This window comes from Klebsiella sp. Shm-1, from assembly GCF_040804525.1.
Classification (GTDB): Bacteria; Pseudomonadota; Gammaproteobacteria; order Enterobacterales; family Enterobacteriaceae; genus Klebsiella; species Klebsiella pneumoniae.
The window spans coordinates 1022545-1035127 of sequence record NZ_CP161823.1; the positions used below are offsets into that span (position 1 = coordinate 1022545).

Below are 12583 nucleotides of genomic sequence, written 5' to 3' on the forward strand. Positions count from 1 at the left end.
TGATAATTCAAAAAGAACACGCGGGCGATACCGCGCGTTCTTTTGTGCGTATTAGCTTTTCTTCTCCACCTTCGCCAGCTCTTTCACCAGCGGCAGCATGACTTTCACTACCTCGCGTCCGCGGTGTTCGATGCGCCCGGGCAGCGCGTGGTCGATATACTGCTGATTATCCAGCTGGACGTCATGCCAACTGGTTCCCTGCGGGAAACTGGCCGATTTGCTCCGCTGCTGATAGCCATCTTTTTTGCCGAGTGACCAGTTAGTCGCCTCGACCGACAGCACCGGGATCCCGGCGTTGTCGAAGACGCTGGCGTCATTGCAGCAGCTGGTGCCTTTCGGATAAGCCGGATTGAGTCCCGGGTTGGTGTAGGCGGCGATGCCCTTGCTGCGAGCGATAGCCAGCGCGCGGTCGCGGGTCAGCTTGCGCACCGAGGCCGGCGTGCTGCGGCCGCTGTTGAAGTAAAGCTTATCGCCCACCACCAGATTATCGAGATTGATCACCAGCAGGGTATTTTTCTTTTCCGCTTCGCTCATCCGCTGCAGCAGGTTTTGCGCGCCGAGACGGCCTTCCTCTTCACCGCTGGTGGCGATAAAGCGGATGCCATAGCGGGTAGGGACGTTCTTTAAATGCTCCGCCAGCTCCAGCAATACGCCAAGTCCCATCGCGTTGTCGTCGATGCCCTGCAGCGTCAGGCCGCCGAGGTTGTTCTCCACGTCTTTATCGCTCTGCGGCGCATAGGTGTCGAGGTGTGCCATGATAATAATCTGCTGGCGCACTTTACCTTCATGGGCGGCGATCACCGTACTGCCGGTGGCGTTATGCCAGTTCTTGCGCTGATTGCTGTCGGTATAGATATAGCGGGTATTGAAGCTTCGCACGTCGCTCTGATACCCCATCAGGGCGAACTGCTGGCGCAGATAGTCAGCTGAGAGCATTTCCGGCGGCGTTCCGGTCATTCGTCCCGGGAAGACGGTGGCGATATGGCGGGCCTGGCTACTGGCGGTGTCGCCCAGCGCGCTGAATGCGGGGGCGGCGGCAAAAACAAAACCGGTGCCGAGCGCCAGCGGAAGCAGACGGCGGCACAACGCGGAAAACATAAGGGGTCCTTACACGAACAAGACAATTTGACGGCTACAGTATGAAACTGTGACCGCGGTTAAACAATTTCAATTGCTCTTAAATAGCGGAAAAATAGCGCGTTAAGCACTTTTTGATATTTGTATTTCCGCTGCGTTATTCCTTTGTGTCACAACTCATTCCATTTCGTAATTTCATTTGCTCTAAGGCGCACCCTATAGTCGCAGTATCGCTGAATGTAAGAGAGTTGTTGCACCGTGGATTACTTGCCCCTTTTTGCCGAACTGAAACAAAGGCCCGTGCTGGTGATCGGCGGCGGCGAGATTGCTGAACGTAAGATCAAGTTCCTGCTGCGCGCCCAGGCGCAGGTGCAGGTGGTCGCTGAAACGCTGTCACCGGCGCTGGCCGATCTGGCTGCGCGCCAGGCACTCAGCTGGCGGGCGACGGAATTCAGCGACTCGCTGGTGGATGATGTCTTTCTGGTGATTGCGGCCACCGAGGATGAGGTGCTTAACCAGCGGGTATTTGCGGCAGCTAACGCGCGCTACCGGTTGGTCAACGTGGTGGATAACCAGGCGCTGTGCTCGTTTGTTTTCCCTTCTATCGTCGACCGTTCGCCGCTGCTGGTGGCGATCTCCTCCAGCGGTAAAGCGCCGGTACTGTCGCGCATTCTGCGTGAAAAAATCGAAGCGCTGCTGCCGACGAATCTCGGTCGGCTGGCGGAATCAGCAAGCTACTGGCGCAACCATCTGAAAACCCGCCTGACGACTACCGAAGCGCGTCGCCGCTTCTGGGAGCGCGTCTTTACCGGCCGCTTCGCCAGCCTGATGGTGGCGGGCAACTCTGCGGAGGCGGAAAAAGCGCTGCAGGATGAGCTCGACAAACCCGAACGCGAGACGGGAGAAATTATTCTGGTCGGCGCCGGGCCGGGCGATGCCGGGCTGCTGACCCTTCGCGGTCTGCAGGCGATCCAGCAGGCGGACGTGGTTTTCCACGATCATCTGGTGACTCAGCCGGTTCTCGAGCTGGTGCGCCGCGATGCCGAGCTGATCTGCGTTGGCAAACGCGCCGGCGAGCATTCGGTGCCGCAGCATGAAACCAATCAGCTGCTGGTGGAGGCGGCGAAGGCGGGGAAAACCGTCGTGCGCCTGAAGGGCGGCGATCCGTTTATTTTTGGCCGCGGCGCAGAAGAGCTGCAGGCTGCCGCCGAGGCGGGGATCCCGTTCCAGGTGGTGCCGGGCGTCACCGCCGCCGCCGGAGCGACAGCCTACGCCGGTATTCCGCTGACCCATCGCGATTATGCGCAAAGCGCCGTCTTTGTCACCGGCCACTATAAGCCGGACAGCGCCCCCTTCGACTGGTCGCTGCTGGCGAAGAGCCAACAGACGCTGGCGATCTACATGGGCACCATGAAGGCAGCGGAAATCAGCGCCCAGCTGATCGCCCACGGTCGCGACAGCGACACGCCGGTGGCGGTAATTTCCCGTGGCACCCGTGACGATCAGCAGACGATAACCGGCACATTGCAACAACTCGAACACCTGGCGAAAGACGCCCCGATGCCCGCCCTGCTGGTGGTAGGCGAAGTGGTGCAGCTGCATCAGCAGCTCGCCTGGTTTCAACATACATCATCCGCCGAGGGGTTTAACGCTTCGGTGGTCAATCTGGCTTAAGGAACGGTTATGGACCAAAAACGACTCACTCACCTGCGGCAACTGGAGGCGGAAAGCATCCATATTATTCGTGAGGTGGCCGCCGAATTTTCTAACCCGGTAATGATGTACTCCATCGGGAAAGATTCCAGCGTAATGCTGCATCTGGCGCGCAAAGCGTTTTATCCGGGAACCCTGCCGTTCCCGCTGCTGCACGTCGATACCGGCTGGAAATTCCGTGAGATGTATGAGTTCCGCGACCGGACCGCTAAAGCCTACGGCTGTGAACTGCTGGTGCATAAAAACCCGGAAGGGGTGGCGATGGGCATCAACCCGTTTGTCCACGGCAGCGCCAAGCATACCGATATCATGAAAACCGAAGGGCTGAAGCAGGCGCTGAACAAATACGGCTTTGACGCCGCGTTCGGCGGCGCGCGTCGCGACGAAGAGAAATCCCGCGCGAAAGAGCGCATCTACTCCTTCCGCGACCGCTTCCACCGCTGGGACCCGAAAAATCAGCGTCCGGAGCTGTGGCACAACTACAACGGCCAGATTAACAAAGGCGAAAGCATCCGCGTCTTCCCGCTCTCCAACTGGACCGAGCTGGATATCTGGCAGTACATCTATCTGGAAAATATTGAAATCGTGCCGCTGTATCTGGCCGCTGAGCGTCCGGTGCTGGAGCGCGACGGTATGCTGATGATGATCGATGACGACCGTATCGATCTGCAGCCGGGCGAGGTGATTGAAAAACGGATGGTGCGTTTCCGTACCCTCGGCTGCTGGCCGCTGACCGGCGCGGTGGAGTCTGAAGCGCAGACGCTACCCGAAATTATTGAAGAGATGCTGGTATCGACCACCAGCGAACGTCAGGGGCGCGTCATTGACCGCGACCAGGCCGGCTCGATGGAGCTGAAGAAACGTCAGGGGTATTTCTAAGGAGCCGCCATGAACACGACCATTGCCCAACAAATTGCCAACGAAGGCGGCGTAGAAGCTTACCTGCACGCGCAACAGCACAAGAGCCTGCTGCGTTTTTTGACCTGCGGCAGCGTCGATGACGGCAAAAGCACCTTAATTGGCCGCCTGCTGCACGATACGCGCCAGATCTATGAAGACCAGCTCTCTTCGCTGCACAACGACAGCAAGCGTCACGGCACCCAGGGCGAAAAGCTGGACCTGGCGCTGCTGGTGGACGGCCTGCAGGCCGAGCGCGAGCAGGGCATCACCATCGACGTGGCCTATCGCTACTTCTCAACCGAAAAACGCAAATTTATCATCGCCGACACCCCGGGGCACGAGCAGTACACGCGCAATATGGCCACCGGCGCGTCCACCTGCGACCTGGCGATCCTGCTGATCGATGCGCGCAAGGGCGTGCTCGACCAGACCCGCCGTCACAGCTTCATCTCGACGCTGCTGGGCATTAAACACCTGGTAGTGGCGGTCAACAAAATGGATCTCGTCGAGTTTAGCGAAGCGCGCTTCAACGAGATCCGGGAAGATTATCTGACCTTTGCCGAGCAGCTGCCGGGCAACCTTGATATCCGCTTTGTGCCGTTGTCGGCGCTGGAAGGCGATAATGTCGCCAGCCAGAGCGCGAATATGCCGTGGTACAGTGGCCCGACGCTGCTGGAAGTCCTCGAAACCGTGGAGATCCAGCGGGTGGTCGAGAGCCAGCCGCTGCGCTTCCCGGTGCAGTATGTTAACCGTCCGAACCTTGATTTCCGCGGCTTCTCCGGCACGGTCGCCTCCGGTACCGTGCAGGTTGGCCAGCGTCTGAAGGTGCTGCCGTCGGGCGTCGAATCGAGCGTGGCGCGTATCGTCACCTTCGACGGCGACCTGCAGGAAGCCGCCGCCGGCGAAGCCATTACCCTTGTGCTGAAAGATGAAATCGACATCAGTCGCGGCGACCTGCTGGTTGACGCGCAAGCCTCGCTGCCGGCGGTACAAAGCGCTAGCATCGACGTGGTGTGGATGGCCGAGCAGCCGCTGACCCCGGGCCAGAGCTACGACATCAAAATCGCCGGCAAGAAGACCCGCGCTCGCGTCGACGCTATCCGCTACCAGGTCGATATTAACAACCTGACCCAGCGTGAAGTCGAGTCTCTGCCGCTGAACGGCATCGGCCTGGTGGAGCTGACCTTTGACGAACCTTTAGTGCTGGATCCGTATCAGCAAAACCCGGTGACCGGCGGGCTTATCTTTATCGATCGCCTGACCAACGTCACCGTCGGCGCCGGGATGGTCAACGAGCCGCACCTGCAGGCATCGACTTCGGCATCACAGTACAGCGCCTTCGAGCTGGAGCTGAACCAGCTGATCCGTAAACATTTCCCGCACTGGGACGCCCGCGACCTGCTGGGAGGCCAATAATGGCCCAGCATGACGAAAACGTCGTCTGGCATGCCCACCCTGTGACCCAACAGCAGCGGGAACAGCATCACGGCCATCGCGGCGTGGTGCTGTGGTTTACCGGCCTTTCGGGGTCGGGTAAATCCACCGTCGCCGGGGCGCTGGAGGAGGCCCTGCATGAGCGCGGCGTCAGCACCTATCTGCTGGACGGCGATAACGTGCGCCATGGCCTGTGCAGCGACCTGGGATTCAGCGATGAGGATCGCAAAGAGAACATTCGCCGCGTCGGCGAAGTGGCCAGGCTGATGGTCGATGCCGGGCTGGTGGTATTGACGGCATTTATATCTCCGCACCGTGCGGAACGGCAGATGGTGCGCGAGCGCCTCGGGGAAGGACGCTTTATCGAAGTGTTCGTCGATACCCCGCTGGCCATCTGCGAGGAGCGGGATCCGAAAGGATTGTATAAGAAAGCGCGGGCAGGGGAATTACGCAATTTCACCGGCATAGACTCGGTCTATGAGGCGCCGGAAAAGGCGGAAATTCATCTGGATGGTGAACAATTGGTAACAAATTTGGTGCACCAACTATTAGACCTGCTGCAACAGAGCGATATTATCAGATCCTGAAACGGCAGCGGCATCGAGGGGTGCCGGTTGCCCGGTCTACAGGATTCGATATGCGCAATACCCAGAACCTCAGTATTATTCGTTCAGAACCGCCTCCGGCGATCGGCGACGAGACCACCTGGTCTTTGTCGGGCGCTGCCGTGGGCTTTATTTCGTGGCTGCTGGCGCTGGGTATTCCCTTCCTTCTCTATGGCAGTAATACACTCTTCTTTCTCCTCTACACCTGGCCATTCTTCCTTGCGTTGATGCCGGTGGCGGTGGTGGTCGGTATTGCGCTGCACTCTCTGCTCAATGGCAAACTGCTCTATAGCGTCAGCGCGACCATCCTGACCGTTGGGCTGATGTTTGCGCTACTCTTCCTCTGGCTGTTGGGATAACCCGTTGCTGGTATGAATCAAGCATGGGTATCGACAGCAAAAATATGGTACAGTCCCCGCGTTACGCGGCATCGTCCGCGCGCCCCGGTAGCGTACCCGGGCGAGTTTTGGGATGATGATGCCGTTTTTCAGGGGGCAGGATGGGTAAACTAACGCTGCTATTATTAGCTTTGCTGGTCTGGCTACAGTATTCGCTGTGGTTCGGTAAAAACGGCCTGCACGACTACACGCGGGTTAACGACGACGTCACCGCCCAGCAGGCGACTAACGCCAAATTAAAAGCACGCAACGATCAGCTGTTTGCCGAAATTGACGACCTCAACGGCGGGCAGGAAGCGATTGAGGAGCGTGCGCGCAATGAACTCAGCATGACCCGCCCGGGCGAAACCTTCTATCGTCTGGTACCGGATGCGTCTAAACGCAATCAGGCATCGGGGCAACAGCAGAACAATCGATAACCAGGCCCAGGATTACAACATGGCAGCCACTTTTCCGGGCGTTTGCGCCGTGGTGCCGGCAGCCGGTTTCGGCCGCCGCATGCAAACGGAATGCCCGAAACAATATCTCTCAATCGGTAACAAAACGATTCTCGAACACGCGGTCGCCGCGCTGCTGGCGGATGCGCGCGTCCAGCGGGTGGTGATTGCCGTCAGCCCCGGCGATCGCCGCTTCAGCCAGCTGCCGCTGGCGCAGCATCCGCAAATTACCGTGGTGGATGGCGGCGCTGAGCGTGCCGATTCGGTGCTCGCCGGCCTGCAGGCGTTGCCGGAGGCGCAGTGGGTGCTGGTGCATGACGCCGCGCGCCCCTGCCTGCATCAGGACGACCTCAGCCGCCTGCTGTCGCTCTGCGAAACCAGCCGCGTCGGCGGGATCCTTGCGGCGCCAGTGCGCGACACCATGAAGCGCGCCGAGCCGGGCAAAACCGCTATCGCCCATACCGTCGACCGCAATGACCTGTGGCATGCGCTCACCCCGCAACTTTTCCCTCGCGAGCTGCTGGTGGATTGCCTCACTCGCGCGCTAAACGAGGGTGCCACTATCACCGATGAAGCCTCGGCGCTGGAGTACTGCGGCTTCCATCCGCAGCTGGTCGCCGGACGCGCGGATAATATTAAAGTGACGCGCCCGGAAGACCTGGCGCTGGCTGAATTTTACCTCACCCGTTCCCGACACCAGGAGAAAGCTTAATGCGAATTGGACATGGTTTTGACGTACACGCTTTTGGCGGTGAAGGCCCAATCATCATTGGCGGGGTACGCATTCCTTATGAAAAAGGGCTGCTGGCCCACTCCGACGGCGACGTCGCGCTGCATGCGCTGACCGACGCGCTGCTTGGCGCCGCGGCGCTGGGCGATATCGGCAAGCTGTTCCCCGATACCGATCCGGCGTTTAAAGGCGCCGATAGCCGCGAACTGCTGCGCGAAGCATGGCGCCGCATTCAGGCCAGGGGCTATACGCTCGGCAACGTCGACGTCACGATTATTGCCCAGGCGCCGAAAATGCTGCCGCATATTCCGCAGATGCGCGTCTTTATCGCTGAGGATCTCGGCTGCCATATGGACGACGTCAACGTGAAAGCGACCACCACCGAGAAGCTCGGCTTCACCGGCCGCGGGGAAGGGATCGCCTGCGAAGCGGTTGCGCTGCTGCGTAAGGCCGACAAATGATCGCCTTTGACCAACTGACCTGGCTGCACGGCAAGCCGCAGAGCAGTGGGCTGCTGAAAGCCAATCCGGAAGATTTTCTGGTGGTGGAAGATCTGGGCTTTGCCCCGGACGGCGAAGGCGAACACGTGCTGGTGCGGATCCTGAAAAACGGCTGCAATACGCGCTTTGTCGCCGACGCGCTGGCAAAATTCCTTAAGATCCACGCCCGTGAAGTGAGCTTCGCCGGGCAAAAAGATAAGCACGCGGTCACCGAGCAGTGGCTGTGCGCCCGGGTGCCCGGCAAAGAGATGCCGGACCTGAGCAAATTTCAGCTCGAGGGCTGCCAGGTACTGGAATATGCTCGCCATAAGCGTAAGCTGCGTTTAGGCGCGCTGAAAGGCAACCAGTTTACCGTGATCCTGCGCGAGATTAGCGATCGCCAGGACGTGGAGACGCGTCTGCAGGCCATCGCTGAACGGGGAGTGCCGAACTATTTCGGCGCGCAGCGCTTCGGCATTGGCGGCAGTAACCTGCAGGGTGCCCTGCGCTGGGCGGAGAGCGGCGCGCCAGTGCGCGATCGCAATAAGCGCAGTTTTTGGTTGTCGGCAGCCCGCAGCGCGTTGTTTAATCAGCAAGTGAGTATTAGATTAAAAAAAACGGAATTTAATCAGGTCGTTGATGGCGATGCGCTACAATTAGCGGGGCGCGGGAGCTGGTTTGTCGTCACACCGGAAGAACTCGAGGTTTCGCAGGCGCGGGTGCATAACCGCGAACTGATGATTACGGCCACGCTGCCGGGCAGCGGCGACTGGGGAAGCCAGCGCGACGCCCTGGCTTTCGAGCAGGCCGCGATCGCCGAGGAAACCGCGTTACAGGCGCTGCTGGTGCGGGAGAAAGTCGAGGCGGCGCGCCGGGCGATGCTTCTCTATCCACAGCGGCTCAGCTGGAACTGGTGGGATGACGTAACCGTTGAACTGCGTTTCTGGCTGCCGGCGGGCAGCTTCGCCACCAGCGTGGTCAGGGAGCTTATCAATACAACGGGTGACTATGCGAATATTGCTGAGTAACGATGACGGGATCCATGCGCCGGGGATACAGACCCTGGCGAAGGCCTTAAGGGAGTTTGCCGAGGTCCAGGTGGTTGCACCCGATCGTAACCGCAGCGGGGCCTCAAATTCGCTGACGCTGGAATCGTCCCTGCGTACGTTTACCTTTGAAAATGGCGACATCGCCGTCCAGATGGGCACCCCGACCGACTGTGTCTATCTCGGCGTGAACGCGCTGATGCGCCCGCGTCCGGACATCGTAGTTTCCGGCATTAATGCCGGCCCCAACCTGGGCGACGACGTCATCTATTCCGGCACCGTGGCCGCGGCGATGGAAGGCCGTCATCTGGGGTTCCCCGCGCTGGCCGTGTCGCTGAACGGCTATCAGCATTACGATACCGCCGCGGCGGTAACCTGCACCATTCTGCGCGCCTTAAGCCGCGAGCCGCTGCGTACCGGGCGGATCCTTAACATCAACGTGCCGGATCTCCCGCTTGATCAAATCAAGGGCATTCGCGTGACCCGCTGCGGCAACCGCCATCCGGCCGACCAGGTGATCCCGCAACAAGATCCTCGCGGCAACACCCTGTACTGGATTGGTCCGCCGGGCGATAAGCGCGATGCCGGGCCGGGCACCGATTTTGCGGCAGTGGATGAAGGCTATGTTTCCGTGACGCCATTGCACGTCGATTTAACCGCCCATCAGGCGCATGAGGTGGTCACCGATTGGCTGGAACGTGTCGGGGTTGACAGGCAATGGTAAGTAAACGTGTTGAAAGTTTGTTGAATCAACTGCGCACGCAGGGCATCGTCGATGAACGTGTCCTCGAGGCGATCGCGCTGGTCCCGCGCGAAAAGTTTGTTGATGAAGCCTTTGAACATAAAGCGTGGGAAAACACCGCGCTGCCGATTGGCCAGGGGCAGACCATCTCCCAGCCGTATATGGTGGCGCGGATGACCGAGCTGCTGACGCTGACGCCGGAGTCGCGGGTGCTGGAGATCGGCACCGGTTCCGGCTACCAGACGGCCATCCTGGCGCATCTGGTGCATCACGTATGCTCGGTAGAGCGAATTAAGAGTTTACAGTGGCAGGCGCGTCGTCGCCTGAAACAACTTGATTTACATAATGTTTCAACCCGTCATGGCGATGGGTGGCAAGGTTGGCAGGCGCGGGCGCCGTTTGATGCCATTATTGTGACGGCGGCGCCGCCGGAAATACCGACCGCGCTGCTGGCGCAGCTGGATGATGACGGCGTGCTGGTGCTGCCGGTCGGCGAAGAGCATCAGTTTCTCAAACGGATCCGTCGTCGGGGCAACGAATTTATCATTGATACCGTCGAGGCCGTTCGCTTTGTTCCCCTGGTGAAGGGGGAGCTGGCCTGAGACCCGGATTATTCCAGGTTTTTTTTGCCTGACTTTAGGCGTAGGGTGGACACATTTTTCAGTGTCCTGGCCGGGCGCCGCCCGGTAAGCAAGATATTGGCAGTTAACATATTCCTGGGGGATAAATGAGCGCGGGAAGCACCAAATTTACCGTCAGCCGTATTGCGGCTCTTTCACTGGTTTCACTCTGGCTGGCCGGGTGTACCAACACCAATAATCCGCCTGCGCCGGTTAGCTCTGCCGGCGGCGCCGCCTCTTCCAGCACCAACTCCGGCATGCTGATTACGCCGCCACCCTCCGGCGTCAAGTCCGCTCCTCAGGCGCAGCCGATTCAGCCGATGCAGACCCAGAGCATTCAGCCGCAGCCGGCGCCGGTGGCGCAGGAGCCGGTACAGACGGTAAATGGCCGGATCGTTTACAACCGCAAATATGGCGATATTCCGAAAGGTAGCTATACCGGCGGCAGTACCTATACGGTAAAACGCGGCGACACGCTATTCTATATCGCCTGGGTCACCGGCAACGATTTCCGCGACCTGGCGCAACGCAACAATATCCCGGCCCCGTACGCGCTGAACGTGGGGCAGGTACTGCAGGTCGGTAACGCCTCAGGCCAGCCGATCACCGGCGAAAACGCCGTTTCTCAGGCCAGCGCAAGAGCGAGCGGCGGTGCGACGACCAGCACAACTTCTGCACAAAAATCGACCGCGGTGGTTGCTTCACAACCGACTATTACGTATTCTGAATCTTCAGGTGAACAGAGTGCTACCAAGATGTTGCCTAATAATAAACCAGCGACTACAACCACAACGGTTGTCGCGCCGGTGACGGCACCAACAACGGTGAGCACAACCCAGCCGACTGCAAGCAGTACGTCAACCAGTTCGCCGATCTCAGCATGGCGCTGGCCGACTGATGGCAAGGTTATCGAGAACTTTAGCGGCGCGGAAGGCGGCAATAAAGGTATCGATATTGCAGGCAGTAAGGGACAGGCTATTGTCGCGACCGCCGATGGGCGCGTCGTCTATGCCGGTAACGCACTGCGCGGCTACGGTAATCTTATTATCATCAAACACAACGATGATTACCTGAGTGCCTACGCTCATAACGATACCATGCTGGTTCGGGAGCAACAGGAAGTCAAAGCGGGGCAGAAAATCGCTACCATGGGTAGCACCGGAACCAGCTCAACAAGATTACATTTTGAAATTCGTTACAAGGGGAAATCCGTCAACCCGCTGCAGTACTTACCGCAGCGATAATTTGGCAAAGTACGGATAAGCGAAGCATCAGCTAACAGGCGCCAGGGCGGTGTCTACGTTCCTCTCGCAGAGAGGGCAGGGGAAATCGTCCAGGCGTCGTTTGTTGATGTGCCGTGGAAGGTGCTTTGCTCAGGGATCACGGGTAGGAGCCACCTTTATGAGTCAGAATACGCTGAAAGTTCATGATTTAAATGAAGACGCGGAATTTGATGAGAACGGAATTGAGGTTTTCGACGAGAAAGCCTTAGTAGAAGAGGAACCCAGTGATAGCGATCTGGCTGAGGAAGAGCTGCTGTCGCAAGGCGCAACCCAGCGCGTACTTGACGCCACTCAGCTTTATCTTGGAGAGATTGGTTATTCCCCACTGCTGACCGCGGAAGAGGAAGTCTATTTCGCGCGTCGCGCACTGCGTGGTGATGTCGCTTCACGCCGTCGCATGATTGAAAGTAACTTGCGTCTGGTGGTGAAGATTGCCCGTCGTTACAGCAATCGTGGTCTGGCGCTGCTGGATCTGATTGAAGAAGGTAACCTCGGCCTGATCCGCGCCGTTGAGAAGTTTGACCCGGAACGTGGGTTCCGTTTTTCGACCTACGCGACCTGGTGGATCCGCCAGACTATTGAACGGGCGATCATGAACCAAACCCGTACGATCCGTTTGCCGATCCATATTGTTAAAGAGCTGAACGTCTATCTGCGTACCGCGCGCGAGTTGTCCCATAAGCTGGACCACGAGCCTAGCGCGGAAGAGATCGCCGAACAGCTGGACAAACCGGTCGATGACGTCAGCCGTATGCTGCGTCTGAACGAGCGCATCACCTCCGTGGATACTCCGCTGGGTGGCGATTCAGAAAAAGCGCTGCTGGATATTCTGGCCGATGAGAAAGAGAACGGCCCGGAAGACACCACGCAGGACGATGATATGAAGCAAAGTATCGTCAAATGGCTGTTCGAACTGAACGCCAAGCAGCGTGAAGTTCTGGCACGTCGTTTTGGTCTGCTGGGTTATGAAGCTGCCACGCTGGAGGATGTGGGCCGTGAAATTGGCCTGACCCGCGAACGCGTGCGGCAGATCCAGGTGGAAGGTCTGCGTCGCCTGCGGGAAATTCTGCAGGGACAGGGGCTGAATATCGAAGCGCTCTTCCGCGAATAAGACGTTTT

The 12583-nt window shown here is 58.9% G+C and carries 14 protein-coding genes; 13 read left to right on the plus strand and 1 reads right to left on the minus strand.

Features of this window, described 5'->3' with window-relative positions:
- Window positions 1-51: 51 nt before the first annotated feature.
- Window positions 52-1098, minus strand: coding sequence for an aminopeptidase (locus tag AB1E37_RS05040; protein WP_004174643.1), 1047 nt, complete (start codon window positions 1096-1098; stop codon window positions 52-54).
- A gap of 246 nt (window positions 1099-1344) precedes the next feature.
- On the opposite strand from AB1E37_RS05040, the gene cysG reads away from it, so the two are divergent.
- From cysG to rpoS, 13 genes are all read left to right on the plus strand, one after another.
- Window positions 1345-2751 carry a siroheme synthase CysG gene (cysG, locus tag AB1E37_RS05045; RefSeq protein WP_072198726.1) on the plus strand — a complete coding sequence of 469 codons (1407 nt, stop codon included), beginning with the start codon at window positions 1345-1347 and terminating at the stop codon, window positions 2749-2751.
- A gap of 9 nt (window positions 2752-2760) precedes the next feature.
- Entirely contained in the window at window positions 2761-3669 is a 909-nt protein-coding gene (gene cysD / locus AB1E37_RS05050) for a sulfate adenylyltransferase subunit CysD (RefSeq protein WP_002915160.1), read from the plus strand.
- 9 nt (window positions 3670-3678) lie between these two features.
- Window positions 3679-5106, plus strand: coding sequence for a sulfate adenylyltransferase subunit CysN (gene cysN / locus AB1E37_RS05055; protein ID WP_014907017.1), 1428 nt, complete (start codon window positions 3679-3681; stop codon window positions 5104-5106).
- Complete coding sequence (cysC, locus tag AB1E37_RS05060) at window positions 5106-5711, plus strand: adenylyl-sulfate kinase (protein WP_032415454.1); 606 nt, start codon at window positions 5106-5108, stop codon at window positions 5709-5711. Before cysN ends, cysC begins: the two co-directional genes overlap by 1 nt.
- A gap of 50 nt (window positions 5712-5761) precedes the next feature.
- Window positions 5762-6088 carry a DUF3561 family protein gene (locus AB1E37_RS05065; protein ID WP_002915157.1) on the plus strand — a complete coding sequence of 109 codons (327 nt, stop codon included), beginning with the start codon at window positions 5762-5764 and terminating at the stop codon, window positions 6086-6088.
- Between the two features lie 140 nt (window positions 6089-6228).
- Entirely contained in the window at window positions 6229-6546 is a 318-nt protein-coding gene (gene ftsB / locus AB1E37_RS05070) for a cell division protein FtsB (protein WP_002915156.1), read from the plus strand.
- A 19-nt stretch (window positions 6547-6565) separates the two neighbouring features.
- On the plus strand, window positions 6566-7276 hold the full coding sequence (ispD, locus tag AB1E37_RS05075; RefSeq protein ID WP_004174645.1) for a 2-C-methyl-D-erythritol 4-phosphate cytidylyltransferase: 711 nt from the start codon (window positions 6566-6568) through the stop codon (window positions 7274-7276).
- Window positions 7276-7755 carry a 2-C-methyl-D-erythritol 2,4-cyclodiphosphate synthase gene (gene ispF / locus AB1E37_RS05080; protein ID WP_002915113.1) on the plus strand — a complete coding sequence of 160 codons (480 nt, stop codon included), beginning with the start codon at window positions 7276-7278 and terminating at the stop codon, window positions 7753-7755. Before ispD ends, ispF begins: the two co-directional genes overlap by 1 nt.
- Entirely contained in the window at window positions 7752-8801 is a 1050-nt protein-coding gene (truD, locus tag AB1E37_RS05085; RefSeq protein WP_004174647.1) for a tRNA pseudouridine(13) synthase TruD, read from the plus strand. Before ispF ends, truD begins: the two co-directional genes overlap by 4 nt.
- Window positions 8782-9543, plus strand: coding sequence for a 5'/3'-nucleotidase SurE (gene surE, locus AB1E37_RS05090; protein ID WP_004174648.1), 762 nt, complete (start codon window positions 8782-8784; stop codon window positions 9541-9543). The genes truD and surE overlap by 20 nt, the downstream gene beginning before the upstream one ends.
- Window positions 9537-10163 (plus strand): protein-L-isoaspartate(D-aspartate) O-methyltransferase, encoded by a 627-nt coding sequence (locus AB1E37_RS05095; RefSeq protein ID WP_002915108.1) that lies wholly within the window; start codon window positions 9537-9539, stop codon window positions 10161-10163. The genes surE and AB1E37_RS05095 overlap by 7 nt, the downstream gene beginning before the upstream one ends.
- A 125-nt stretch (window positions 10164-10288) precedes the next feature.
- Window positions 10289-11425, plus strand: a complete 1137-nt coding sequence (gene nlpD, locus AB1E37_RS05100) for a murein hydrolase activator NlpD (protein ID WP_032415453.1) — start codon at window positions 10289-10291, stop codon at window positions 11423-11425.
- 157 nt (window positions 11426-11582) lie between these two features.
- Window positions 11583-12575, plus strand: coding sequence for an RNA polymerase sigma factor RpoS (gene rpoS, locus AB1E37_RS05105; protein WP_002915106.1), 993 nt, complete (start codon window positions 11583-11585; stop codon window positions 12573-12575).
- Window positions 12576-12583 lie beyond the last annotated feature (8 nt).